Source organism: Streptomyces sp. NPDC050738, assembly GCF_040654175.1.
Classification (GTDB): domain Bacteria; phylum Actinomycetota; class Actinomycetes; order Streptomycetales; family Streptomycetaceae; genus Streptomyces.
The window spans coordinates 304,617-329,404 of the sequence record NZ_JBFAHN010000006.1 but is presented as its reverse complement, the minus strand read 5'-3'; the positions used below and the strand labels follow the sequence as shown (position 1 = coordinate 329,404).

At 69.4% G+C, this 24,788-nt stretch carries 24 protein-coding genes and 1 riboswitch; of the genes, 11 read left to right on the top strand and 13 right to left on the bottom strand.

The window, feature by feature from the left end; genetic code table 11:
- Positions 1–88: 88 nt before the first annotated feature.
- Together AB0H78_RS18490 and def are read left to right on the top strand one after the other, a co-directional pair.
- Entirely contained in the window at positions 89–1,072 is a 984-nt protein-coding gene (locus tag AB0H78_RS18490; RefSeq protein ID WP_363235474.1) for a hypothetical protein, read from the top strand.
- 58 nt (positions 1,073–1,130) lie between these two features.
- A complete protein-coding gene (gene def / locus AB0H78_RS18485) occupies positions 1,131–1,772 on the top strand; it encodes a peptide deformylase (RefSeq protein ID WP_363235473.1) in 642 nt (213 codons plus the stop codon).
- Positions 1,773–1,790: 18 nt separating this feature from the next.
- Here def and AB0H78_RS18480 read toward each other — a convergent pair whose 3' ends face one another.
- Positions 1,791–2,756: a helix-turn-helix domain-containing protein gene (locus AB0H78_RS18480; protein WP_363235472.1), complete on the bottom strand. Its 966-nt coding sequence runs from the start codon at positions 2,754–2,756 to the stop codon at positions 1,791–1,793.
- Positions 2,757–2,837: 81 nt separating this feature from the next.
- Between AB0H78_RS18480 and AB0H78_RS18475 the strand changes: the two genes are divergently transcribed.
- The gene (locus tag AB0H78_RS18475; RefSeq protein WP_363235470.1) at positions 2,838–3,017 is read left to right on the top strand and encodes a hypothetical protein; all 180 of its coding nucleotides are present in this window, start codon (positions 2,838–2,840) and stop codon (positions 3,015–3,017) included.
- Here the strand turns inward: AB0H78_RS18475 and AB0H78_RS18470 are convergent.
- On the bottom strand, positions 2,957–3,874 hold the full coding sequence (locus AB0H78_RS18470; protein WP_363235652.1) for a helix-turn-helix transcriptional regulator: 918 nt from the start codon (positions 3,872–3,874) through the stop codon (positions 2,957–2,959). The two genes, AB0H78_RS18475 and AB0H78_RS18470, sit on opposite strands and share 61 nt — an antisense overlap.
- Before the next feature lie 103 nt (positions 3,875–3,977).
- Between AB0H78_RS18470 and AB0H78_RS18465 the strand changes: the two genes are divergently transcribed.
- Positions 3,978–5,309: an MFS transporter gene (locus AB0H78_RS18465; RefSeq protein WP_363235469.1), complete on the top strand. Its 1,332-nt coding sequence runs from the start codon at positions 3,978–3,980 to the stop codon at positions 5,307–5,309.
- Here the strand turns inward: AB0H78_RS18465 and AB0H78_RS18460 are convergent.
- The 8 genes from AB0H78_RS18460 to AB0H78_RS18425 form a co-directional block, all read right to left on the bottom strand.
- Positions 5,306–5,797: a DinB family protein gene (locus tag AB0H78_RS18460; protein WP_363235468.1), complete on the bottom strand. Its 492-nt coding sequence runs from the start codon at positions 5,795–5,797 to the stop codon at positions 5,306–5,308. The two genes, AB0H78_RS18465 and AB0H78_RS18460, sit on opposite strands and share 4 nt — an antisense overlap.
- Positions 5,791–6,603, bottom strand: coding sequence for an alpha/beta fold hydrolase (locus AB0H78_RS18455; protein WP_363235467.1), 813 nt, complete (start codon positions 6,601–6,603; stop codon positions 5,791–5,793). Before AB0H78_RS18455 ends, AB0H78_RS18460 begins: the two co-directional genes overlap by 7 nt.
- 71 nt (positions 6,604–6,674) lie before the next feature.
- Positions 6,675–7,688 carry a ribonucleotide-diphosphate reductase subunit beta gene (locus tag AB0H78_RS18450; RefSeq protein ID WP_363235466.1) on the bottom strand — a complete coding sequence of 338 codons (1,014 nt, stop codon included), beginning with the start codon at positions 7,686–7,688 and terminating at the stop codon, positions 6,675–6,677.
- A 2-nt stretch (positions 7,689–7,690) separates the two neighbouring features.
- On the bottom strand, positions 7,691–10,069 hold the full coding sequence (locus AB0H78_RS18445; protein WP_363235465.1) for a ribonucleoside-diphosphate reductase subunit alpha: 2,379 nt from the start codon (positions 10,067–10,069) through the stop codon (positions 7,691–7,693).
- Between the two features lie 134 nt (positions 10,070–10,203).
- A riboswitch (cobalamin riboswitch) is annotated at positions 10,204–10,319 on the bottom strand.
- A 39-nt stretch (positions 10,320–10,358) separates the two neighbouring features.
- On the bottom strand, positions 10,359–10,862 hold the full coding sequence (locus tag AB0H78_RS18440; RefSeq protein WP_363235464.1) for a GNAT family N-acetyltransferase: 504 nt from the start codon (positions 10,860–10,862) through the stop codon (positions 10,359–10,361).
- Between the two features lie 325 nt (positions 10,863–11,187).
- Positions 11,188–12,810 carry a monocarboxylate uptake permease MctP gene (gene mctP, locus AB0H78_RS18435; protein WP_363235463.1) on the bottom strand — a complete coding sequence of 541 codons (1,623 nt, stop codon included), beginning with the start codon at positions 12,808–12,810 and terminating at the stop codon, positions 11,188–11,190.
- Positions 12,807–13,076 (bottom strand): DUF3311 domain-containing protein, encoded by a 270-nt coding sequence (locus AB0H78_RS18430; RefSeq protein ID WP_363235462.1) that lies wholly within the window; start codon positions 13,074–13,076, stop codon positions 12,807–12,809. Before AB0H78_RS18430 ends, mctP begins: the two co-directional genes overlap by 4 nt.
- A 190-nt stretch (positions 13,077–13,266) precedes the next feature.
- Positions 13,267–14,031, bottom strand: a complete 765-nt coding sequence (locus tag AB0H78_RS18425) for a GntR family transcriptional regulator (RefSeq protein ID WP_363235461.1) — start codon at positions 14,029–14,031, stop codon at positions 13,267–13,269.
- Between the two features lie 304 nt (positions 14,032–14,335).
- Here AB0H78_RS18425 and AB0H78_RS18420 point away from each other — a divergent pair, with 304 nt between their 5' ends.
- From AB0H78_RS18420 to AB0H78_RS18405, 4 genes are all read left to right on the top strand, one after another.
- Entirely contained in the window at positions 14,336–15,616 is a 1,281-nt protein-coding gene (locus AB0H78_RS18420; RefSeq protein ID WP_363235460.1) for an extracellular solute-binding protein, read from the top strand.
- A 91-nt stretch (positions 15,617–15,707) separates the two neighbouring features.
- A complete protein-coding gene (locus tag AB0H78_RS18415) occupies positions 15,708–16,706 on the top strand; it encodes a sugar ABC transporter permease (RefSeq protein WP_363235459.1) in 999 nt (332 codons plus the stop codon).
- On the top strand, positions 16,703–17,533 hold the full coding sequence (locus AB0H78_RS18410; protein ID WP_363235458.1) for a carbohydrate ABC transporter permease: 831 nt from the start codon (positions 16,703–16,705) through the stop codon (positions 17,531–17,533). Before AB0H78_RS18415 ends, AB0H78_RS18410 begins: the two co-directional genes overlap by 4 nt.
- A gap of 9 nt (positions 17,534–17,542) precedes the next feature.
- Complete coding sequence (locus AB0H78_RS18405; protein ID WP_363235457.1) at positions 17,543–19,060, top strand: glycoside hydrolase family 3 protein; 1,518 nt, start codon at positions 17,543–17,545, stop codon at positions 19,058–19,060.
- A gap of 67 nt (positions 19,061–19,127) precedes the next feature.
- Here the strand turns inward: AB0H78_RS18405 and nagB are convergent, their stop codons facing one another.
- Positions 19,128–19,913, bottom strand: a complete 786-nt coding sequence (gene nagB / locus AB0H78_RS18400) for a glucosamine-6-phosphate deaminase (RefSeq protein ID WP_363235455.1) — start codon at positions 19,911–19,913, stop codon at positions 19,128–19,130.
- A gap of 153 nt (positions 19,914–20,066) precedes the next feature.
- Here nagB and AB0H78_RS18395 point away from each other — a divergent pair, with 153 nt between their 5' ends.
- Positions 20,067–21,113, top strand: coding sequence for an SIS domain-containing protein (locus tag AB0H78_RS18395; protein ID WP_363235454.1), 1,047 nt, complete (start codon positions 20,067–20,069; stop codon positions 21,111–21,113).
- A 9-nt stretch (positions 21,114–21,122) separates the two neighbouring features.
- Here the strand turns inward: AB0H78_RS18395 and AB0H78_RS18390 are convergent, their stop codons facing one another.
- Entirely contained in the window at positions 21,123–21,878 is a 756-nt protein-coding gene (locus AB0H78_RS18390; RefSeq protein ID WP_363235453.1) for an SDR family oxidoreductase, read from the bottom strand.
- An 82-nt stretch (positions 21,879–21,960) separates the two neighbouring features.
- Between AB0H78_RS18390 and AB0H78_RS18385 the strand changes: the two genes are divergently transcribed.
- Together AB0H78_RS18385 and AB0H78_RS18380 are read left to right on the top strand one after the other, a co-directional pair.
- Positions 21,961–22,551, top strand: coding sequence for a TetR/AcrR family transcriptional regulator (locus AB0H78_RS18385; RefSeq protein ID WP_363235452.1), 591 nt, complete (start codon positions 21,961–21,963; stop codon positions 22,549–22,551).
- A gap of 294 nt (positions 22,552–22,845) precedes the next feature.
- Complete coding sequence (locus tag AB0H78_RS18380) at positions 22,846–24,321, top strand: PAS domain-containing sensor histidine kinase (RefSeq protein WP_363235651.1); 1,476 nt, start codon at positions 22,846–22,848, stop codon at positions 24,319–24,321.
- A gap of 144 nt (positions 24,322–24,465) precedes the next feature.
- Here AB0H78_RS18380 and AB0H78_RS18375 read toward each other — a convergent pair whose 3' ends face one another.
- Entirely contained in the window at positions 24,466–24,723 is a 258-nt protein-coding gene (locus AB0H78_RS18375) for a WhiB family transcriptional regulator (protein ID WP_004937597.1), read from the bottom strand.
- Between the last annotated feature and the right edge of the window lie 65 nt (positions 24,724–24,788).

Below are 24,788 nucleotides of genomic sequence, written 5' to 3'. Positions count from 1 at the left end.
CCGGGCATGGTTGGATGCGAAGAGAGGGTGTCCGGGGGCTGTGACCTCAGCCTGAATACGACCTGAAAGCGACCGGCAGGCGGGAATCGTGAGGATCTTCGGGAAGGTACGGCATCGGCCCTCCGCCTCGTGGCGGCAGGCCACCGACCGCGCGTTCACGCTGATCGGAGACGGTCGGTACGAGGACGCGGGAGCGCTTCTGACCCGGGCGGCGGACCTGGAGCCATGGCTCTCGGAGTCCTGGTTCAACCTGGCCCTGCTGCACAAATTCCGGCACGACTGGGACCAGGCGCGGGCCGCAGGACTGCGGGCCGTGGCTCTCCTGGACCGGGAGACCGGCGCCCCCGACTGGTGGAACGTCGGGATCGCCGCCACCGCGCTCCAGGACTGGCCACTGGCCAGGCGGGCCTGGCAGGCGTACGGGCTGAAGGTGCCTGGCGCCACCGCTGCCACCGGTGAGCCGGTCGGCATGGACCTCGGTTCCGCCGCCGTACGCCTCTCCCCGGAGGGCGAGGCCGAGGTGGTCTGGGGCCGGCGGCTCGACCCCGCCCGCATCGAGATCCTGTCCATTCCGCTGCCCTCCTCGGGGCGGCGCTGGGGCGAGGTCGTGCTGCACGACGGCGTACCGCACGGGGAGCGGCTGACGGCCGCGGGCCCCTCCTTCCCCGTGTTCGACGAGATCGAGCTCTGGGCCCCCTCACCCGTCCCCACCTGGGTGGTTCTCCTGGAGGCGGCCACCGAGGCCGACCGGGACGCCCTGGAGCGGCTGGCGGCAGACGCCGGTTTCGCCGCCGAGGACTGGTCCTCTTCCGTACGGCTGCTCTGCCGGGCCTGCTCGGAGTCGAAGATGGCCAGCGACGAGGGCGACGGCGAGCAGCACCTGGACCCGCACGACCACAGCGAGCCGGGGCACCCCGGGCCCTATGGGCACCGTACGGCCGGCGAGCTCTGGTCCCCCGAGCGCGAATGCGGCCTCGCGGCGCCCGCGGGGCTGGTGCGCGGGCTGCTCGACGGGTGGGTCGCGGACTCCCCGGACACCCGTGAGTGGCGTGATCTGGAAGAAGTCTGCTGACCTCCCCCGTAGGCTGTACGGGATCGAATTCGGGTTTTGAGGAAGGCATACGGCGGACATGGCGCAGCAGGAGACGGACCAGCAGGCCGAGCAGCAGGTCAATGACGGTTTCGTCGTGGACACCGAGGACTGTGAGGCCCGCGAGGAGGCCTACCGCGCGCGCGGCACGGCCCGCCCCATCACCGTCGTCGGCAACCCGGTCCTGCACAAGGAGTGCAAGAACGTCACGGAGTTCGGCCCCGAGCTCGCGCAGCTGATCGACGACATGTTCGCCAGCCAGAAGGCCGCCGAGGGCGTGGGTCTCGCCGCCAACCAGATCGGCGTCGACCAGAAGGTCTTCGTCTACGACTGCCCGGACGACGACGGTGTCCGCCACACCGGTGTCGTCTGCAACCCGGTCCTGGAGGAGCTCCCCGCCGACCAGCGGGTCCTCGACGACGGCAACGAGGGCTGCCTCTCCGTGCCGACCGCCTACGCCGAGCTGGCCCGCCCCGACTACGCGGTCGTGCACGGCCAGGACGCCGAGGGCAACCCCATCAAGGTCCGGGGCACCGGATACTTCGCGCGCTGCCTGCAGCACGAGACGGACCACCTGTACGGCTACCTCTACATCGACCGTCTGTCGAAGCGCGACCGCAAGGACGCGCTCCGGCAGATGGAAGAGGGCACGCCGCGCTACGAGACCGTTCCGAACGCCTGACCCTTCAAGGTCGCGGGGCTAGGCGGCCGGTTCCGTCACCCGGAAGGTGCGGCGGTAGGCGTTGGGCGTCGTGCCCAGCGTGCGGAGGAAGTGGTGGCGCAGGCCGGCCGCCGTGCCGAAGCCGGCGCGGCCCGCGATCGCGTCCACTGTCTGGTCCGAGCCCTCCAGCAACTCCTGGGCGTACAGCACCCGTTGGCGCAGCAGCCAGCGGTAGGGCGTCGTCCCGGTCTCCTGCTGGAAGCGGCGGGCGAAGGTGCGCGGCGACATGTGGGCGCGGGTCGCGAGCTCCTCCACGGTCATCTCCTCCTCCAGATGGCGCGCCATCCAGGCGAGCACCTCGCCGACCCGGTCGCAGTTGGTGGGGGTGAGGGGGCGCTCGATGTACTGGGCCTGGCCGCCGTCGCGGTGCGGCGGGACCACCATCCGGCGGGCGATGGCGTTGGCGACCTGGGGGCCGTGCTCCTCGCGTACGAGATGCAGGCAGGCGTCGATCCCGGCGGCGGTGCCCGCCGAGGTGATGATCCGGCCGTCCTGTACGTACAGCACGTCGGGCTCGACGATCGCCTTCGGGTACTGGACGGCGAGCTCGGCGGCATGGCGCCAGTGCATGGTGCAGCGGCGTCCGTCGAGGAGCCCTGCCGCGCCGAGCACGAAGACGCCCGAGCAGACGCTCAGTACGAGGGCCCCGCGGTCCACGGCCCGGCGCAGTGCGTCAAGGAGCTCGGGCGGGAAGGTGCGCGAGGAGAAGTCCCCGCCCGCGGGCACCGCGATCAGGTCGGCCTCTTCCAGGCGGTCGAGGCCGAAGGGCGTGGTGAGGGTGAAGCCCGCGTGGGTGGTGAGGACGGGACCGGCGGCGGAGACCACCGCGAAGTCGTACACGGGCAGGCCCTCGTCGCTGCGGTCGATGCCGAACACCTCGCACACGACGCCGAGTTCGAAGGGCTGGACGTTGTCGAGCAGCACGACGGCGACATTCTTCAGCATGGAGCCAGTGTGGCAGTAATTCGAGGTTGCGTGACAGTCCTGCCACTCATTTTTCGGGCCGCCACGCGGGAAAGTAAATGCATGAACAACTTCCTGAACTACCTGACCGTCATCGCCGTCTTCGCCCTCATCGCCCTGCCGTCGCTCGCCGGGGTCGCCCGCGACCGGCGCATCGACCGGCAGATCGCACGGGCGGCCGCTCAGCGCCCCTCGGAGCGCTCCGCGGAGCGCCCCGCGACTCCGTACGAGCTGTCCGCCTGACCCCGCCGCCCGTCTCTGGGCGACGCCATGTCGAGCAGGACCATCGCATCGTGGTCGGCGCTGCCGGGCACCGCGTGGTACGCGACGAGGCGCTGCTCCTCGGTCCTGGCCAGGGTCATCGACTCGTACCCCAGGGTCACGTCGCCGACGTCGGGGTGGTGGAAGTGCTTGTGCCCGTCCACCCTCGCCTCCACGTCGTAGCGCTGCCACAGCCGGGCGAACTCCGGGCTCTTGACGGCCAGTTCGCCCACGAGCTCCACCAGGTCGGGTGCGTCGGGGTCGGTCCCGGCCATCGCGCGCAGCCGGCCCGCCGCGGCCGGGGCGAGCTTCTCCCACTCCGGGTAGAGGGTGCGGGCGCCCGGGTGCAGGAAGAAGAACCGCAGAATGTTGCGCTGCCTGGCCGGCCACTCCTCGATGCCGGCGAGCAGCCGGTAGCCGCCGGGGTTGGCCGCCAGGATGTCGTTGGTGCGGCTGACCACGTAGGCGGGATTGGGCCGCAGGGCCTCAAGCAGTTGGTGCACGCCGGGCCTGACGGTCCTGCCCGGTACGGGCTTTGAGCGCGCGGGGTCGCGCGCGGCGCCCTGTGCGGCGAGTCCCCTCAGATGCTCGTGCTCGTCGTCGTTGAGCCGCAGGGTCGCGGCGAGCGCGTCGACCACGGCGGGGCCCGGCCGGGTCTCCTTCCCCTGCTCCAGGCGTGTGTAGTAGTCGATGGACACCCCGGCGAGCGTCGCCAGCTCCTCGCGCCGCAGCCCGGGTGTGCGGCGAAGGCCGATGCCCTCGGGCAGACCCACATCGGCGGGGGTGACCCTGGACCGGCGGGCGCGCAGGAATATGCCGAGTTCGCTCATGAACGCCATTGTGGGGGAGGGGCGTTCGCGGTGGGGATCCGTGGGGGGCCCTGGCGCACCCAGGAACAGCGCGGTCTGCCGGGCACGGGCGGCCGGGACCAGGGTTGCCGCCATGGCTACCGAAACGCTTCTCCGCCCCTCCCGCCCGCAGGTCACCTCGCCAGGACCGGTCCTGGCCGCCTCTCTCATCGGCTTCTTCGTCATCGCGCTCGACGCGCTGGTCGTCAACGTGGCACTGCCCGCGATCGGCGGCTCGGTCCACGGGGGCGTGACCGGCCTCCAGTGGGTGGTCACCGGATACACGCTGATGTTCGCGGCACTGATGCTCTCCGCGGGCTCGCTCTCCGACCGGATCGGCGCGAAGAAGGCGTACGGCGGCGGGCTCGCCCTCTTCACCGCCGCGTCCGTACTGTGCGGCGTGGCACCGCAGTTGTGGCTGCTGATCGCGGCCCGCATGATCCAGGGATCGGCCGCGGCCCTCATGCTCCCCGCCTCCCTCTCCCTGATCCGCCAGGCCTACCCCGACGCGGGCCGCAGGGCCCGCGCCATCGCCGTCTGGACGACGGGCGGGGCGGTCGCAGCCGCGGCCGGCCCCATCGCGGGCGGTGCGCTGACCGGCCTCTGGGGCTGGCGGACGATCTTCTTCATCAACATCCCGGCGGGTGTGGTGGGCCTGCTCCTGCTCTCGCGCACGGCAAGCTCCCCGAAGCGCCCGGCACCGCTCGACCTGCCGGGCCAGGTGACGGGGGCGCTGACGCTGGCGTCCCTCACGTACGCGGTGATCGAGACGAGCCTGCCCGCGCTCGTCCTCACGGTGCTCACGGCGACCGTGTTCCTTGCGGTGGAAGCACGCCAGTCCCGCCCGATGGTGCCGCTGGGCCTCTTCCGTTCCCGTACGGTCTCCCTCGCGGTGGTGGCGGGCTTCGCGGTGAACGGGGCGTTCTACGGGGCGATCTTCCTGCTCTCGCTCTGGTTCCAGGAAGAGCGGGGCCAGTCGGCGCTCTCCGCGGGGCTGATGTTCGCTCCCATGACGGCGGTGGTGGCGCTGACGAACTACTTCGGTGCCGTACGCCTGACCGCCCGCTTCGGCGCCCGCACGATGATCGCGGCAGGCCAACTGGGCACAGTCACAGGCCTGTTGGCTCTGCTGACGGTCGACGCGCACACCCCGGCGGCCCTGGTCGCCGTGCTGATGGTCCCGGTCGGCTTCGCGGGAGCCCTGGCCGTCACCCCGCTGACGGCGCTGCTCCTGGAGAGCGTCCCCGCGGAGCGGGCGGGCACGGCGGCGGGCATCTTCAACACGGCCAGGCAGGCCGGGGGTGCGCTGGCGGTGGCCGCGTTCGGGGCGATGACGCTGCGAACGAGCCTTCTGGTGGCGGCAGTTGCCCTGCTCGCCACCACGACGGCGACACTGATGCTGCTGTCGCGCCGGCCGAAGGGCTAGTTGCCCGCGTGGTCGCCCGTGGCGCCGTCGATCAGCTCGCGCACGATATCCATGTGGCCTGCGTGGCGCGCCGTCTCCTCGATCATGTGGACGAGGACCCAGCGCATCGAGACGGTCTCCCCGTCCCAGGACGTACCGAGACCGTCGAGGCCGACTTCGTGGACCGCGAGGTCGGCTGCGGCGCGGGCTCGGCCGTAGAGGGCCACCATGTCGGCGATCGTCTCGTCGGGGCCGACGTTCAAGTCGTCCTCGGGGTCGCCGAGTTGTTCGGTCTCGCGCCCGAAGGTCCCGCAGAACCAGCCGTACTCCACGTACGAGAGATGCTTGAGCAGGCTCAGCAGATTCGTCCCCGACGGTGTCAGCGGGCGCCGCGCCTGCTCCTCGTCGAGGCCCTGGAGCTTCCAGAGCACCACGTCGCGGTGGCGGTTGATGCTGACGAGGAGGGTGTCCTTCTCGGGGCCGGCCAGGGGCGGAATGCGTTTCACCATGCCGGGACCGTAGCAGCGAGGAACCGCAGCAGCTCGGCGTTGAAGCGCTCCGGCTGCTCCACCCCGGGAAGGTGCCCGGCGCCCTCGATGACGGCGAGCGTGGCGTGCGGGACCAGGCGTTGGATGGACTCGGCGTCGCTGACGGGGGTGTATACGTCGTCGGCGCCGACCAGGATCAGCGTGGGGGCCGTGACCGCGGCGAGCGTCGCGCGGTGGTCGGGGCGTTCCGCGCGGCCGCGTAGGGCTGCTGCCGCGCCTTCGGGGTCGGTCGTACGCATCATGGCCAGGACATGGGCGGCCGCGTCGGGGAGTGCGTCGACGTTGTAGGCGGCGAGCATCATGTCGATCACCTCACCCGCGTATCCCGCCATCCCTTCGGCGAGGAGCCGGTCCGCGAGGGCGTTACGGTACGCCTTGCCCTCCTCGGTCTCCGCGAGAGGCGAGGTGTCGGAGAGGATCAGGGCCAACACCCGGTGAGGGTGGTGGAGTTGGAACTCCATGGTGATCTGGCCGCCCATGGAGACCCCGCCGATCACCGCGCGCGCCAGGCCCAGATGGTCGAGGAGGACCGCGATGTCGTCGGCGAAGTCCGACAGGAGGACCTTGCCGGGGGTGACGCTGGAATCGCCGTAACCGCGCAGGTCAGGGGCGATGACCCGGTGGCCCGCCGCGGCGAGGGCCTTCGTCTGCGCCGCCCAGAGCGTGCGGTTGAAGGGGTGCCCGTGGATGAGCACGACGGGCAGGCCGGACGACGGGCCGAGGTCGTCGTAGTGGAGCGTCGCCGCGTCGGCGGAGAAGTGACTCATGCGGCGCACTGTAGGGGCGGCGGGGTGCCGGGGCGCGATGATTTCGCTCCCCGGACACCCCCTGCGCGCTGTTAGAAGTCGTCGTCGAAGGAGACGGAGCCCTCGACCGCGACCTGGTACGCCGACGGGCGGCGCTCGAAGAAGTTGGTCAGCTCCTGGACGCCCTGCAACTCCATGAAGGAGAACGGGTTCTCCGAGCCGTAGACCGGCGCGAAGCCCAGACGCGTGAGGCGCTGGTCGGCGACGCACTGGAGGTACTCGCGCATGGACTCGGTGTTCATGCCGGGCAGGCCCTCACCGCACAGGTCGCGGCCGAACTGCAGCTCCGCCTCGACCGCCTCCCTGATCATGTCCGTGACCTGCTGCTGGAGCGCGTCGTCGAAGAGCTCAGGCTCCTCCTTGCGGACCGTGTCCACGACCTCGAACGCGAAGTTCATGTGCATGGTCTCGTCGCGGAACACCCAGTTGGTGCCGGTCGCCAGGCCGTGGAGCAGGCCGCGGCTGCGGAACCAGTAGACGTAGGCGAAGGCACCGTAGAAGAACAGGCCCTCGATGCACGCCGCGAAGCAGATCAGGTTGAGCAGGAAGCGGCGGCGGTCGGCCTTCGATTCCAGGCGGTCGATCTTCTCGACGGAGTCCATCCACTTGAAGCAGAACTGGGCCTTCTCCTTGATGGAGGGGATCTCCTCCACCGCGTCGAAGGCGGCCGCCCGGTCCTCCGGGTTGGGGAGGTAGGTGTCCAGGAGCGTCAGGTAGAACTGGACGTGGACGGCCTCCTCGAAGAGCTGACGCGAGAGATACAGGCGCGCCTCGGGGGAGTTGATGTGCTTGTAGAGGGTGAGGACCAGGTTGTTCGAGACGATCGAGTCGCCCGTCGCGAAGAACGCGACCAGCCGGCCGATCATGTGCTGCTCGCCGGGGCTGAGCTTCGCGAGGTCGGCGACGTCGGAGTGGAGGTCGACCTCCTCGACCGTCCAGGTGTTCTTGATCGCGTCCCGGTAGCGCTCGTAGAAGTCCGGGTAGCGCATGGGGCGCAGGGTCAGCTCGAAGCCCGGGTCGAGGAGGTTCTTGTCGTTGTTGCTCATGATTACTGGCACGCCTCGCAGGACTCGGGGTTCTCAAGGGAGCAGGCGAGCGCTTCGGCGTCGGTGGCCTCGGTGGCCTGCTGTACGGGGATGGGGGTCGACTTCGCGGCGGCGCGGGCGATCTTGGTGGCCGGGCGGGAGCGCAGGTAGTACGTCGTCTTCAGGCCCTGCTTCCAGGCGTACGCGTACATCGAGGAGAGCTTCCCGATGGTCGGCGTCTCCAGGAAGAGGTTCAGCGACTGCGACTGGTCCAGGTACGGGGTGCGCGCCGCCGCCATGTCGATCAGGCCGCGCTGCGGGATCTCCCACGCGGTGCGGTACAGCGCACGCACGTCCGCGGGGATCCAGCTGAAGTCCGCGACCGAGCCGCTCGCCTCGCGCAGCGCCTCACGGGACTGGGCGTCCCAGACGCCGAGCTTCTTCAGGTCCTCCACCAAGTAGGCGTTGACCTGCAGGAATTCACCCGAGAGCGTCTCGCGCTTGAAGAGGTTGGAGACCTGGGGCTCGATGCACTCGTAGACGCCCGCGATCGAGGCGATCGTCGCGGTGGGGGCGATCGCCAGGAGCAGGGAGTTACGCATTCCGGTCGCGGCGATACGGGTGCGGAGTGCGTCCCAGCGCTCCGGCCAGGTGGGCGTGACGCCGTAGTGGTCGGGGTGCAGGACACCGCGGGCCGCGCGGGTCTTCTCCCAGGCGGGGAGGGGGCCGTTGCGCTCGGCGAGGTCCGCGGACGCCTCGTACGCCGCGAGCATGATCCGCTCGGAGATACGGGTGGACAGCGCCTTCGCCTCGGGGGAGTCGAAGGGCAGCCGCAGCTGGAAGAAGACGTCCTGCAGGCCCATCGCGCCCAGGCCCACCGGACGCCACTTGTTGTTGGAGCGGCCCGCCTGGTCGGTCGGGTAGAAGTTGATGTCGACCACGCGGTCCAGGAAGGTGACCGCGGTGCGGACCGTCTCGTCCAGGCGCTCCCAGTCGATCCCGCCGTCGGCCACGAAGGAGCCGAGGTTGACCGAGCCGAGGTTGCAGACGGCCGTCTCGCCGTCGTTGGTGACCTCGATGATCTCGGTGCAGAGATTCGAGGAGTGGACGACGGTGCCGGGCTCGGCGGTCTGGTTGGCCGTACGGTTCGAGGCGTCCTTGAAGGTCATCCAGCCCTGGCCGGTCTGCGCGAGGGTGCGCATCATCCGGCCGTACAACTCCCGGGCGGGGATGGTCTTCAGGGCCAGACCCGCCGCCTCGGCCTTGCGGTACGCGGCGTCGAAGTCGTCGCCCCACAGGTCCACCAGCTCGGGGACGTCGGCGGGGGAGAACAGCGACCACTGGCCGTCGGAGTCCACGCGGCGCATGAACTCGTCGGGGATCCAGTGGGCCAGGTTGAGGTTGTGCGTACGGCGCGCGTCCTCGCCCGTGTTGTCGCGCAGCTCCAGGAACTCCTCGATGTCGGAGTGCCAGGTCTCCAGGTAGACCGCGGCCGCGCCCTTGCGGCGGCCGCCCTGGTTCACCGCGGCGACCGAGGCGTCGAGGGTCTTGAGGAACGGGACGATGCCGTTGGAGTGGCCGTTCGTGCCGCGGATGAGCGAGCCGCGCGAGCGGATGCGGCTGTACGAGAGGCCGATGCCGCCCGCGTGCTTCGAGAGGCGGGCGACCTCGTGGTAGCGGCCGTAGATGGAGTCCAGCTCGTCCAGGGGGGAGTCCAGGAGGTAGCAGGAGGACATCTGCGGGTGGCGGGTGCCCGAGTTGAAGAGGGTGGGGGATGAGGGGAGGTAGTCGAGGCGGCTCATCAGGCCGTAGAGCGCGGCCACTTCGTCCACGGCGCGCGGGGTCTCGTCCTCGGCGAGGCCGGAGGCCACGCGCAGCATGAAGTGCTGTGGGGTCTCGATGACCTTGCGGGTGATGGGGTGGCGGAGCAGGTAGCGGCTGTAGAGGGTGCGCAGGCCGAAGTAGCCGAAGCGGTCGTCGGCGGCCGTGTCGACGAGCGCGTCGAGGCGGGCGAGGTGTGCTTCGACGAAGGCGTGGGTGCGGTCCGCGATCAGGCCCTCGCGGTGGCCGACGGCGACGGACGTCGAGAAGGACGTGACGCCCTGGGTCGCGGCTTCCTCGGCGATGGAGATCGTCAGGAGGCGGGCGGCGAGGCGCGAGTAGGCCGGGTCCTCGGAGATCAGTCCCGCGGCGGCTTCCGTGGCCAGCTCCCGGAGTTCGGCCGCGTCCGACCCTGCGTGCCGGCCGCGGAGCGCGGCGGCGGCGACGCGGCCCGGATCCGTGTCGGTGAGGTCGGCGGTGAGGTCGGTCAGGGTCCGCAGCAGTGCGGTTCCTGGTCCATCGGCGTCCTGCTCGGTGCTGCTGGTGATGGGGGCAGCAGGTGCAGTGGGCGCAATGGTCACGGTGCGCTCTCTCTCGCTCGGCAGGCGGGCCGGCGGGGGCACACGGGTGACGTACGAGGGCGCGTGGGGGCAGCACTCCGTACAGCATCCGCAGGCCCAACCGCGAGGCCCGGACGTATCGTGTCCGCTTCGGTCGAAGCGGGCGTGCTGACGGCAGGTCTTCGGACTTTTCACACCGTTGCGGGACAGTTCCGGACTCGCACCGGATTCCCCTGCGGCGACAGCGAGCACGAGCATACATGTGGGGGGCGCTCGATGTGGCACCCCCCATATGTTGTGTCGGGTCGCGTCAGAGCTTCAAGCTGTACGTCAGCAAAGAGACGTTGGGGACGGGAGCCCAGTCGCGCTCCGGGGTCCTTGTGAAGCCCAGGCGGTCGTACATCCGGTGGGCCGCGAGCATGGTTCGCTGCGTCGAAAGAACAAGGTTCTCGACGTGGGGCGTGGCTCGGGCGCGGTCGATGCAGGCGCGTACGAGGGCTTCGCCGACGCCCTGTCCGCGGGCGGCCGGGTCGACGGCGAGGGTACGGAACTCCGCCTCGTGCGGGCCGGCGATGTCGGCCCAGCGGCTGCCGGGCGGGGCGTAGGTCACGCCGCCGAGGAGGTGGCCGTCGTCATCGCGTACGGCGACGAGGACGTCGGCGCCGATGGCGCGGGCGGGGACGTCGCGGAGGGTGTCGGCATAGGGGTCGTCCTCGCCGAGGTCGAGGAAGCCGGCGTGGAGGTAGACGGCGGCGGTGAGGTCGCCGAGGGCGGCGTATTCGGTGGGCTCCGCGCGGCGGATGGTGATGTCCATGGGCGCAGTGTGCCCAGGCGGCTGGGCCGGGGCGGGGGATTTTTTCCCCGATCCCGCCCCTTCCCGAAACCGGGGCTCTGCCCCGGACCCCCGGGCTCGGTTTGTATGCGCGGGTGCGCTGTGGCTGGTCGCGCAGTTCCCCGCGCCCCTGGCTCTGCGCATTTCAGCCCCCGGACCCCCGCTACGGGGCTCGGGGCCTGGAGCCTGCCCCAGTTCGGGAAGGGGCGGGTAGGGGACTGCGCCGCAGGCGACCCGCACCCGCACCCGCACCCGCACCCGCACCCGCACCCGCACCCGCACCCGCACCCCCAACCCGCCCCCGACGTCAGTGCGTGGTCGCCGTCGCCGGCGGGAGTTCGGCGTCCACGCCCTTGTCGCCCACGTCGGCCGTGTAGTCCGACGGGGACGTCTCGTCGACGCCCTCGGGGGCCTTGGCCGCCTTCAGGATGAAGGTCAGGACGACCACGACCACCACGTTCAGCACGAACGCCGTCAGGCCGATGTAGCCGATCTCCCCGATACCGGGGATCTCCTTCGACGAGCCGCCGAAGTGCTTCTGCGTCGGCGAGGCGACGCCGAACGCGGCGAAGGTTCCGTACGCCATACCGGCCGCCCAGCCCGCCAGCAGCGCCCAACGGTGGAACCAGCGGGTGAACAGGCCGCCGACCAGCGCAGGCATCGTCTGGAGGATCCAGATGCCGCCCAGGAGCTGGAAGTTGATCGCGACCGTCTTGTCCATCGTCAGGACGAAGGCGAGCGCCCCCACCTTCACCAGGAGCGAGACCAGCTTGGAGACCTTGGCCTCCTGCGCCGGGGAGGCGTCCGGCTTGATGAAGTCCCGGTAGATGTTGCGGGTGAAGAGGTTCGCCGCCGCGATCGACATGATCGCCGCAGGCACCAGCGCACCGATGCCGATCGCCGCGAAGGCGACGCCCGCGAACCAGTCCGGGAACATGTTCTCGAAGAGCTGCGGGATCGCCAGCTGCCCGTTCTTGACCTTGATGCCGTCCGCGATCGCCATGAAACCGAGCAGGGCGAGGAGCCCCAGCATCAGGGAGTACAGCGGCAGGATCGTGGTGTTGCGGCGGATCACGTTGCGGCTGCGCGAGGAGAGCGTCGCGGTGATCGAGTGCGGGTACATGAAGAGCGCGAGCGCCGAGCCGAGGGCGAGCGTGGCGTAACCCCACTGGCCCGCCTCGCCGGGGGCAAGTGCCCCGGTCGGTTTGCCCGTTGCCGGGTTCAGCGTCGCGAACTTCTTGCCCGCCGCCGCGAAGATGTCGTCGAATCCGCCCAGTTTGATGGGGATGTAGATGATCGCGACAATGATGACGAGATAGATCAGGCCGTCCTTGACGAACGCGATGAGGGCAGGTGCCCGCAGACCTGAGGAGTAGGTGTACGCGGCGAGCACCGCGAAGGCGATCAGCAGCGGCAGGTCCTTGATGAACCAGTTGCTGCCCTCGCCGCCGACACCCATGACGTCGAGTACCGCCTGGATGCCGACCAGTTGGAGCGCGATGTACGGCATCGTGGCGAGGATGCCGGTGATCGCGACCGCCAGCGACAGGCCCTTCGAGCCGAAGCGGCCGCGTACGAAGTCGGAGGTGGTGACGTATCCGTGCTTGTGCGAGACCGACCACATGCGCGGCAGGAAGGTGAAGATGAGCGGGTAGACCAGGATGGTGTACGGAACGGCGAAGAAGCCGGCCGCGCCCGCCGCGTAGACCGCCGCCGGGACCGCCACGAAGGTGTAAGCCGTGTAGAGGTCGCCGCCGAGCAGGAACCAGGTGACCCAGGTGCCGAACGACCGTCCGCCCAGGCCCCATTCGTCGAGACTCGCCTCGTTCTCGGCCTTGCGCCAGCGCGAGGCCATGAAGCCGATGACCGTGACGGCCAGGAAGAAGAAGATGAAGACGCCGAGAGCGACGCCGTTGACGCCGGTCTTCATGAGGACGCGCCTTCCGTGCGGGCCGAGTCGGCCTTGCGGGCGCGCTGGTCACGCTGCCACAGCTTGTACGCGACCATCGTGAGCGCGGTCGAGATGAGCACCCAGAGCATCTGGTACCAGTAGAAGAACGGGATGCCGATGAAGTCCGGGTCGACCTTCGCGTAACTGCTCACCCAGAGCATGGAAACGAAGGGCGCGATCAGGCAGAGCGCGATGATCACGCGCACCGGCGTGACCACGGGTGGTGGTGGTTTCTCTTCTGGCATGTGGTGGCTCCGTCCCCTCACTCAGCACCTGTTGTAATGCGCAGGAAATCTAAGCGAGGGGTCTCATCCGACGGAACCCCTGTCCGCATATCGGAATGGCATCAACAGCCCATGAAAAGGAGCCGAACCCGGCTCCCGGGTCCGACTCCTGGTGGTCCGTCCGCATCCGTGCCCGGCGGGGCCGGCCGCGTCAGCCGTTGGGGCGCTGCAGTGTCGCGACGAACTTGTAGCGGTCGCCGCGGTAGACCGAGCGCACCCACTCCACCGGCTCGCCCCGCTCGTCGATCGAGTGCCGCGACAGCATCAGCATCGGCAGGCCCACGTCCGTACCGAGCAGGCCTGCCTCGCGCGGGGTGGCGAGCGAGGTCTCGATCGTCTCCTCGGCCTCAGCGAGGCGTACGTCGTAGACCTCGGCCAGGGCCGTGTAGAGCGAGGTGTACTTCACCAGGGAGCGGCGCAGCGCGGGGAAGCGCTTGGCCGAAAGGTGGGTGGTCTCGATCGCCATCGGCTCGCCGCTCGCCAGGCGCAGGCGCTCGATCCGCAGGACCCGGCCGCCGGCTGTGATGTCGAGCAGCCCGGCCAGCTTGTCGTCGGCGGTGATGTAGCCGATGTCCAGGAGCTGCGAGGTGGGTTCCAGGCCCTGGGCCCTCATGTCCTCGGTGTACGAGGTGAGTTGGAGGGCCTGCGAGACCTTGGGCTTCGCGACGAAGGTGCCCTTGCCCTGGATGCGCTCGAGGCGGCCCTCGACGACCAGCTCCTGCAGCGCCTGTCGGACGGTCGTGCGCGAGGTGTCGAACTCGGCGGCCAGGGTGCGCTCCGGCGGCACGGGCGTGCCGGGCGGGAGGGTCTCGGTCATGTCGAGCAAATGCCTCTTGAGCCGGTAGTACTTGGGCACGCGCGCAGTACGCCCGGGCGTCGTGCCCTCAGTCTCCGTACTGCCCCCGTCAGTGCCCATGGCCTGCCTCTCCGAGTGCTGCGCTGCTGCCGTCACCGGCTCCTCCGTCTGTTGCGGCTCACATGGTGGCACGGTGCGCTGTCAGGGCGTCGGCCTCCCGCAGGTGTCGGTCCGATAACAGACGCGACAGGCCTTCTTATACACCCTTGACACCCCTAAAGGTCTAGGCCAAGCTCCCGGTACTGGTCTAAACCATTAAAGACCAGGTCCCAGCCCCACGTGCAGTACACGACGCATGGTTGTTGCGGCGGAACGGCGTTCTCGGGTGGTGGGGGGAATCTCTTGCATCCCTGAGGAGGGTGTCGTGAAGCGCAAGCTCATCGCGGCTATCGGCGTTGCGGGCATGTTGGTCAGCATCGCTGCGTGCGGCTCGGACAGCGACAAAGACAGTTCAAAGAAGGCCGGCGCGGACAGCTTCAAGGGTCAGACCCTGACCGTGTGGGCCATGGACGGCTCCACGCCTCCGAACTGGACCAAGGACCTGACCGCCGCCTTCCAGAAGAAGACCGGCGCGACGCTGAAGTTCCAGACCCAGAAGTGGGACGGAATCCAGCAGAAGATCACGACGGCTCTCTCGGAGTCGACTCCGCCGGACGTCATCGAGGTCGGCAACACCCAGACCCCGGCGTACGCGGCCACGGGCGGCCTCGCCGACCTGGGCGACCTGAAGAAGGAGATCGGCGCCGACTGGAGCGAGTCGCTCAACGCGTCCTCGGTCTACGACGGCAAGCAGTACGCCGCCCCGTGGTACTTCGCCAACCGCGTCGTCCTCTACAACAAGAAGGTCTGGGCGGACGCCGGCATCACCGGTACCCCCAAGACCCGCGCCGAGTTCTTCGCGGACCTCGACAAGATCAAGGCCAAGGGCAAGGCCGAGCCGCTCTACATGCCCGGCCAGAACTGGTACTTCTTCGACGGCCTCTCCATCGGCCAGGGTGCGGACCTCGTCAAGAAGGAAGGCGACAAGTACGTCTCCAACCTCTCCGACCCCAAGGTCTCCGCGGCCATGGAGCTGTACAAGAAGTACGCCTCCTACTCCAAGGCCCCCAAGGACAAGGACGAGGCCACCCCGCAGCAGGCCGAGGTCTTCGCCAAGGGCAACGTCGGTGCCTTCATCGGCATGGGCTGGGAAGCCGGCACGGCCATCACGGCCAACAAGAAGATCGAGAAGGACATCGGCTACTTCACCATCCCCGGTGAGACCGCCGAGAAGCCCGAGGGTGTCTTCCTCGGCGGCTCGAACTTCGCCGTCGCCGCGGGCAGCAAGAAGCAGGACCTCGCCAAGGAGTTCCTGAAGCTCGCCCTCTCCGACCAGTTCGAGGGCGCGCTCTCCAAGGAGAGCGGTGTCGTCCCGAACAAGACGTCGCTGAACTCCAACCTCTCGGCCAGCCCGGCCGGTGTCGCGGCCGCCGCGGGCGCCGTGTCCGGTGGCACCACCCCGCTCATCCCCGAGTGGGCCCCGGTCGAGAACGCCCCGAACCCGATCAAGAGCTACATGACCGCGGTTCTGAACGGCAAGTCCCCGGCCGAAGCCGCCAAGGCGGTCGAGGCGGAGATCAACAAGCGTCTCTCGCAGAAGAACTGATCGCACGCGCCGGGGGGCGGGATTCCGCTCCCCGGCGCTCTGCGCTTTTCTGCGCAGCCTTGACCGTACGGCCGAGAAAGAAATGGCGAGCATGTCAGTGCAGACTGAACACGCGGACAGGTCGGGCGCAGTCCCGGTGCCAGGCGTCCGCAAGGGTGATACGCCCCCCGGTGGCCTCTATAAGGCTTCGCGCCCTAAGCGGTCCGGTGCCTGGACCCCGTATCTGCTCCTCCTGCCGGCGCTGCTCGCCACTGCGGTGCTGTTGGGCTGGCCGCTGGTCAAGAACGGCATGCTGTCGTTCCAGAACCTGAACCCGCGCCAGCTGATCCTCCACCTGACCGAGTGGAACGGCGTCGACAACTACAAGGAAGTCCTGGGTGGTTCGGACTTCTGGAAGGTTGCCGAACGCACGGTCTTCTTCACCGCCGCCAACGTTGTCCTGACCATGCTCATCGGCGGTCTGGTCGGCCTGCTGCTCGCGCGGCTCGGCAAGAAGATGCGTCTGCTGCTCCTGCTGGGCCTCGTGCTCGCCTGGGCCATGCCGATGATCGCCGCGACCACCGTCTACCAGTGGCTCTTCGCCCAGCGCTTCGGTGTCGTCAACTACGTCCTCGACAGCCTCGGCTGGCACTCGATGGCCGACTACAACTGGACAGGCAGCCAGCTCTCCACCTTCTCGGTGGTCACCCTGCTGATCGTCTGGCAGTCGATCCCGTTCGTGGCGATCAACCTCTACGCGGCGTCGACGACGATTCCCAAGGAGCTGTACGAGGCCGCCTCGCTCGACGGCGCCGGGGCCTGGAAGAGCTTCACCTCGGTGACCTTCCCGTTCCTCAAGCCGTTCCTGCTGGCCACGACGTTCCTCGAAGTGATCTGGATCTTCAAGTCGTTCGCCCAGATCTTCGCGATCAACGGCGGCGGCCCCGACCGGCTCACCGAGACCCTGCCGGTGTACGCCTTCGTCGAAGGCGTGGGCAACCAGCACTTCGGGATGGGCGCGGCGATCTCCTTCCTGACGATCATCGTGCTGCTGGTGCTCACCGGTTACTACCTGCGCATCGTGCTCAAGCAAGAGGAGGACGAACTGTGAGGCGCTCACTGTTCAGCCGTTTCTGGCCCAACGCTACGGCGATCGTCCTCTTCGTGGGCTTCGCCTTCCCCGTCTACTGGATGTTCTCCACGGCCTTCAAGCCGAGCGGCGACATCATCACCGACACCCCGGTGTGGTTCCCGACCGATGTCACTCTTGATCACTTCAAGAAGGCCATGGCCGCGGACCACTTCTGGACCCTGGTCCGCAACTCGCTGACCGTCACGATCGTGTCGGTGGTCCTCTCGCTGGTCATCGCGCTGCTGGCGTCCTTCGCCATGGCGCGTATGCGCTTCAAGGGCCGGCGCGGAGTGCTGCTGACCTTCATGGTCGCGCAGATGGCCCCCTGGGAGGTCATGATCATCGCGGTCTACATGCTGGTCCGCGACAGCGACATGCTCAACAGCCTGGTCCCGCTGACCGTCTTCTACATGATGATGATGCTGCCCTTCACGATCCTGACGCTGCGCGGCTATGTCGCCGCGGTGCCCAAGGAGTTGGAGGAGTCGGCCATGGTCGACGGCTGCACCCGGACCCAGGCCTTCGTCAAGGTGATCTTCCCTCTGCTCGGCCCCGGCCTGATGGCCACCTCGCTCTTCGGCTTCATCACCGCCTGGAACGAATTCCCGCTCGTGCTCATCCTCAACAAGGACATCGAGTCGCAGACGCTTCCGCTCTGGCTCTCCCAGTTCCAGACGGCGTTCGGCGACGACTGGGGTGCGACCATGGCCGCCTCCTCGCTCTTCGCCGTACCGATCCTGATCCTCTTCATCTACCTGCAGCGCAAGGCGGTCAGCGGTCTCACCTCCGGCGCCGTGAAGGGATAACGCCGTCATATGACGACCATCGCACGCTCCACCGACACCCTGACGCGCGACGCCCTCGCCGTCCTCCAGCCCGGCTTCACCGGGACCACCGCGCCCGAGTGGCTGCTGCGGCAGATCGACGAAGGGCTCTCCTCCGTCGGCCTCTTCGGCCGCAACATCGAATCGCCCGAGCAACTTGCCGCGCTGACGCAGCAGTTGAGGGATGTACGCGAGGACATCCTCGTCGCCATCGACGAGGAGGGCGGCGATGTCACCCGCCTGGAGGTCCGCAACGGCTCCTCCTTCCCGGGCAATCTCGCGCTCGGCGCCGTCGACGACCCGGATCTGACCCGTCTGGTCGCCCACGAGCTCGGCCGCAGGCTCGCCGAGTGCGGCGTCAACCTCAACTGGGCGCCGTCCGCCGACGTCAACTCCAACCCGGGCAACCCGGTCATCGGCGTACGGTCCTTCGGCGCCGACACCGCCCTGGTGGCCCGGCACACGGCCGCGTACGTCGAAGGCCTCCAGGCCGCCGGCGTCGCCGCCTGCACCAAGCACTTCCCGGGCCACGGCGACACCGCCGTCGACTCGCACCACGCGATGCCCCGCATCGACGCGGACATGGAGACCCTGCACGCCCGCGAACTGGTGCCCTTCAGGGCCGCCATCGCGGCGGACACCAAGTCCGTGATGAGCGCGCACATCCTGCTGCCCGCCCTCGACGCGGAGCGTCCGGCGACGCTCAGCCCCCACATCCTCACCGGGCTGCTCCGGGGGGAGCTCGGTTATGACGGGCTGATCGTCACCGACGGCATGGAGATGCAGGCCATCGCCGCGGTGTACGGCATCGAGCGCGGCTCCGTCCTCGCCATCGCGGCCGGCGCCGACGCGATCTGCGTCGGCGGCGGACTCGCCGACGAGCAGACCGTCCTTTCACTGCGCGACGCGCTGGTCGCAGCCGTCCGCAGTGGTGAACTTCCCGCAGAGCGGCTGGCCGACGCCGCCGCACGCGTCCGCGCGCTCGCCGCGTGGACGCGCCAGAGCAGGGAGATATCGGTGCCGGGCGCGGCAGTGCAGGAGGGGACCGCGCCCGGCAACGAGAACAGCGACGAGATCGGGCTCATCGCGGCCCGCCGTGCGCTCAAGGTGACGGTGACCGAGGCCCACACCGCGCTGGAGTCGGCTCCGTACGTGGCCGCCTTCACGCCCGTCGCCAACATCGCCGTGGGCGACGAGACCCCCTGGGGCGTCGCCGCCGAGCTGGCCGCACTGCTGCCGGGCACGGAGACCGGGACCTTCGGCGCGGACGCGGCCGTGGACTCGGTGCTTGCCGCCGCCGGCGAGCGGCGCATCGTCGCCGTCGTACGCGACGAGCACCGCCACCCCTGGATGGCAGCCGCGCTCGACGCACTGCTGGCCGCCAGGCCCGACACGGTCGTCGTCGAGATGGGCGTACCGCAGGCGGCTGCGCGCGGAGCGCTGCACATCGCCACGCACGGCGCGGCACGGGTGTGCGGGCGGGCCGCGGCCGAGGTCATCGCCTCCTAGCGCGTACGGGAACGCACAAGGGGCCCGGACACCATCGCGGTGTCCGGGCCCCTTCGCGTGCGTGCCCCTACAGGCCCTGCCACTCCGGCTTGGCCGCGTACGTGGCGCGGAAGTACTCCGCCAGCTTCAGCTTCGACGCCGCCGCCTCGTCCACGACGACCGTCGCGTGCCGGTGCAGCTGCAGCGCCGAGGCCGGGACCAGCGCGGAGAGCGGTCCCTCGACCGTCGCCGCGACCGCGTCCGCCTTGCCCTCGCCCGTGGCCAGGAGCACCAGGTGGCGGGCCTCCAGGATGGTGCCGATGCCCTGGGTGATGACGTGGTGGGGGACCTGGTCGATGTCGTTGTCGAAGAAGCGCGCGTTGTCCACGCGCGTCTGGTTCGTCAGCGTCTTGATCCGGGTGCGCGAAGAGAGCGACGAGCACGGCTCGTTGAAGCCGATGTGCCCGTCCGTGCCGATGCCCAGGAGCTGCAGGTCGACGCCGCCGGCGTCCGCGAGGTCCTTGTCGTACGCCTCGCAGGCCGCCTGGACATCGGCGGCGGAGCCGTCGGGGCCCATGAAGGACGAGGGGGTCAGCCCGAGCGGCTCGACGACCTCGCGCAGAACGACGGAGCGGTACGACTCGGGGTGGCCCTGCGGCAGACCGACGTACTCGTCGAGCTGGCAGATCCGCGCCGTCGAGGCATTCACGGCGCCGGAGGAGACCTTGGCGGCCAAGGCCTCGTAGATGGGCAGCGGGGTAGAGCCGGTGGCAACGCCGAGCAGAGCGTCGGGCTTGCGGCGGATCAGGGCGGCCATGGCCTCCGCGATGAGTTCGCCGCCTGCCTTGGCGTCCGGGACGATGACAACTTCCACGCTGGGCCTGCCGATCTGGAGGGTGGAGCGTAATGTGGTATAGACCAATCTAACAGAGCTGACGCGCTCCGGCTGGCGGTTGCGTCTGCTCCCATGGTCGACTGGAAAGGCCCCCGGGACCCATTCAGGGGCACCCATCTGGAGGCAGTCGCGATGTCCGAGCAGCCTGGCACGATCATGTCCGCGGAGATCGCGGAGCAGCCGGCCGTGCTGCGGCGGATCCTGGACCAGGGGGCGCCGAGGATCCGCGCCGTCGCGGACGCCATCAACGCCAGACATCCGCGCTTCGTCCTGCTGACCGCACGCGGCACATCGGACAATGCGGCGCTGTACGCCAAGTACCTGCTGGAGATCCGCCTCGGCCTGCCCTGCGGGCTGACCTCCATGTCCACGACGACGGCGTACGGGGCCCGGCCCGACCTGCGCGACGTCCTGGTGGTCGTCGTCAGCCAGTCCGGCGGCTCGCCCGACCTGGTGGCCTCCACCCGGGCGGCGCGCGAGGCGGGCGCGATCACCCTCGCCGTCACGAACAACCCGGACTCACCTCTGGCCGCGGTCTCCGAGTACCACATCGACGTCCTGGCCGGCCCGGAGAAGGCGCTGCCCGCCACCAAGACGTACACCGCGTCCCTGCTCTCCCTCTACCTCTTCGCCGAGGGGCTGCGCGGCGGCGACGGAGCCGCCGCCCGGAACCTGCCGGAACTGACCGAGGCGGTGCTGGCCCGTCAGGACGAGATCCGGCTGCTCGCCGCCCGCTACCGCTTCGCGGGACGCATGGTGATCACTTCCCGCGGATACGGCTATCCGACGGCCAAGGAGGCCGCCCTCAAGATGATGGAGACGAGCTACATCCCCGCTCTCTCCTACTCCGGCGCCGACCTGCTCCACGGCCCGCTCGCCATGGTCGACAACGTCTCGCCGGTGATCGCGGTCGTCACGGACGGGTCGGGCGGCGAGGCGCTCCAGCCGGTGCTCGACCGCCTGCGCGGACGCGGCGCGGACCTGGTGGTGATCGGCCCCAAGTCGCAGGTCGACGCGGCCTCCGCGGGCTTCGTACTGCCGACGGAGGGTGTGCCCGAGGAGCTCCAGCCGCTCCTGGAGATCCTCCCGCTGCAGCTTCTCGCGTACGAGGTGACGATCGCCCGCGGCCAGGATCCGGACGCTCCCAGGGCCCTGGCGAAGGTCACCGAGACCAGCTGACCCCCGGCTCTACGCGAGGGAGCCGCCCGTCGCGTCGATCCAGTGGCCCGTCACCCAGCGCGCGTCGTCCGAGGCGAGGAAGGCGACCACGTCCGCGATGTCGGACACGGTGCCGACCTTGCCGAGCGCGGACAGGGCCGCGGACTGCGCCCAGGCCTCGTCGTTGCCGCGCAGCCAGCCCGCGTTGATGTCCGTGTCGACGATGCCGGGGGCGACGGTGTTGACCGTGATCCCGCGTGAACCGACCACCTTGGACAGGTACTTGGTGAAGATGTCGAGGGCGGCCTTGGACATGGCGTACGCGATCACGTCGGGCATCAGCGCCGCGCGCGAGAGGCCCGTGGAGATGTTGATGACGCGGCCGCCGTCCCGCAGCCGTTCCGCGCCCAGCTGGGCCAGGAAGAAGGGCGCCTTGGTGTTCACCGCGAAGAGCCGGTCGTACTCGGCCTCCTCGATCGCGCCGAAGGCGCTCGATGCGCCGATCCCCGCGTTGTTCACGAGGATGTCCAGGCGGCCGTCCGTCTGCCGGTCGAAGGCCTCCCAGAGCGCTGCGGCGTCACCCGGCACGCCCAGTTCCTGGCCGATCGCGAAGGCCGAGCCGCCCGCCGCCCCGATGGCCGCGACGGTCTCCTTGGCCGCCGCCTCGTTGGAGCCGTAGTGCACCGCGACGCGCGCCCCGTCCGCGGCGAGCCGCTCCGCGATGCCCCGCCCGATGCCCCGGCTGCCGCCCGTGACCAGTGCCGTCCTGCCCGTCAGCGTGCCCATGGCTACGCCCCCTCTTTTCTCTAGCGGTCGATACAGAAAGAACCGTATCAGATTCTCTAGCGGACGCTATAGAATCGACGGCATGGCGACGAAACAGCGCGGCCGGCCCCGCTCCTTCGACCGCGAGGCGGCCCTGGAGCAGGCCACGATGGCCTTCTGGGAGCACGGCTACGAGGCGACCTCCATCGCGGACCTGACGCGCGCGATGGGCATCGGAGCGCCCAGCCTGTACGCGGCCTTCGGCGACAAGAAGGCGCTCTTCGACGAGGTCGTGCAGGGGTACGGGCAGACGTACGGGGCCTTCACGGGCACGGCGGTCGACGAGGAGCCCACGGCCCGGGCGGCCTTCGCGCGCGTGCTGCACGAGGCGGCCGCGGTCTTCACCGACCCCGGGCACCCGCCGGGCTGCATGGTGATCTCGGCCGCGACCAACTGCACGTCGCCGGAGGTGGAGCAGGACCTGCGCGCGATGCGCAACACCAACATCGGCCGCTTCGAAGCGGCGATCCGAGCCGACGTCGACCGCGGCGAGCTCCCGCTGGACACGGACTGCGGGACGCTGGCGCGCTACGTCGCCGCGGTGTTCCAGGGCATGTCGCAACAGGCGCGCGACGGGGCGGCCAGGGAGGAGCTGGAGAGGGTGGCGACGATGGCGATGCTGGCCTGGCCGTGACGGCCGGCAGCCGGAAAACACTTCGGGCCACGGCGTCAGGATCGGACAGGACCCTCAGCCTGTCCGGCCGACACCGCAGCCCGGAGCTGCAACGACCAGAGGATGTGCGGTCCGCCGGCCGAGGGGGAGGACTTGGCGCAGTCAGGGCAGAGAGCGCCGCGTACCTCGTCTCCGCCCTCCTGTGCGGGGAGAGCGGAAGCTTTCTTCGCCTGCCATTGTGGACTAGACCATTCCCCGCTGTCCATGCGTGCGACGGGCCTATTTTCGACAGGTACGCTCGCAGCTGTGCCCTCCATGAACGACCTCGTACGCCAGCACACCGCTCTGAGTGACACCGACCTCGAGTGGCTCCATCTGCTGGTCTCGGAGTGGCAGCTGCTCTCCGACCTGTCCTTCGCCGACCTCGTCCTGTGGGTGCCCACCCTGGACGGGACCCGCTATGTGTCCGTGGCGCAGATGCGGCCCAACACGGGCCCCACCTCGTACCAGGACGACATGGTCGGCCACCTCGTCCCGCGCGGTCGCAGGCCGCTGCTCGACGCGGCCCTGGACGAGGGCCGCATCGTGCGCGAGGGCGACCCCGAGTGGCGTGAGGAGGTCCCTGTCCGGGTCGAGTCGATTCCCGTACGCAGGGAAGGCCGCGTCCTGGGTGTCATCGCGCGCAATACGAACCTGCTCACCGTCCGCACCCCCTCCCGGCTGGAGCTCACCTACCTCCAGTCGGCCTCGGACCTGGCGCAGATGATCGCCGCAGGATCGTTCCCCTTCCCCGGCCAGCAGGTCGACATGGACGCATCGCCGCGCGTGGGTGACGGAATGATCCGCCTGGACGCGGACGGCGTCGTCCAGTACGCCAGCCCCAACGGCCTCTCCGCCTATCACCGCCTGGGCCTCGCCTCCGACCTCGTCGGCCAGCACCTGGGCAGGATCACCGCCGAACTCGCCCCCTCGCGGGGCCCGGTGGACGAGGCCCTGGAGAAACTCGCCAGCGGTTATGCCCCGCGCGAGACCGAGGTCGAGGGCAACGGCGGCGTCATTCAGCTCCGCGCCATCCCGCTCGCGCCCAAGGGGAGCCGGATCGGTTCGCTCGTGCTCCTCCGCGACGTCACGGAACTCCGCCGCCGCGAACGCGAGTTGATCACCAAGGACGCCACCATCCGGGAAATCCACCACCGGGTGAAGAACAACCTCCAGACGGTGGCCGCCCTGTTGCGGCTGCAGTCGCGGCGGATGGATTCCGAGCAGGGCAGGGACGCGCTCAATGAGGCGGTCCGCCGCGTCGGTTCGATCGCGATCGTGCACGAGACGCTCTCGCAGAATCTCGACGAGCGCGTCGAATTCGACGAGATCGCCGACCGGGTCATCGCGATGGTCGCGGAAATCTCCCCGGGCCGGGTCAACTGCCGCCGTACGGGCCGCTTCGGAATACTGGACGCGGAAGTCGCGACCCCGCTCGCCATGGTGCTGACCGAAGTTCTGCAGAACGCCCTGGAGCACGCCTTTCCGCAAGGGGAGCAGGACCGCGGCACGGTCGAGGTCTCGGCGGTACGCGGCGGAGGCACCCGCGAGGACGCCCGGCTGCTGATCACCGTCCAGGACGACGGCCGCGGACTGCCCGAGGGCTTCGACCCGCAGCGGGCCGGCAATCTGGGGCTGCAGATCGTACGGACCCTCGTGGAGGGCGAGTTGGGCGGCTCCTTCGACATGGTCCCGGCGCCGGAGCGCGGCACCAGGGTCGTCCTCGACATCCCGGTCAAGCCCCAGAAATAGCAGCGAGCCCCGGACCGAAGTGAATCGGTACGGGGCTCAAAGCTGTTGGTGTCGTTCCGGGTACTGCGCGCTGCGGCTCAAGGGCGGCGGTGATGCGTACGCGGTGTACGCGCGCCGCCAGGCTCAGGCTTGGAGCAGGGTGGTTCAGGCGGTCGCGTTGCGCGCCCGGTTGCGAGCGGCACGGCGCTTCATTGCGCGGCGCTCGTCCTCGCTGAGGCCACCCCAGACGCCGGAGTCCTGGCCGGACTCGAGCGCCCACTGCAGGCACTGCTCCATGACGGGGCAGCGGCGGCAGACGGCCTTGGCTTCCTCGATCTGCAGCAGCGCGGGACCGGTGTTGCCGATGGGGAAGAACAGCTCCGGGTCTTCCTCACGACAAACGGCGTTGTGACGCCAGTCCATGGCTGCTACCTCTCCTAGGTGTTACAAGCGGGTTGCTTGTGAATGTGAACGCTTTCACGAATCCC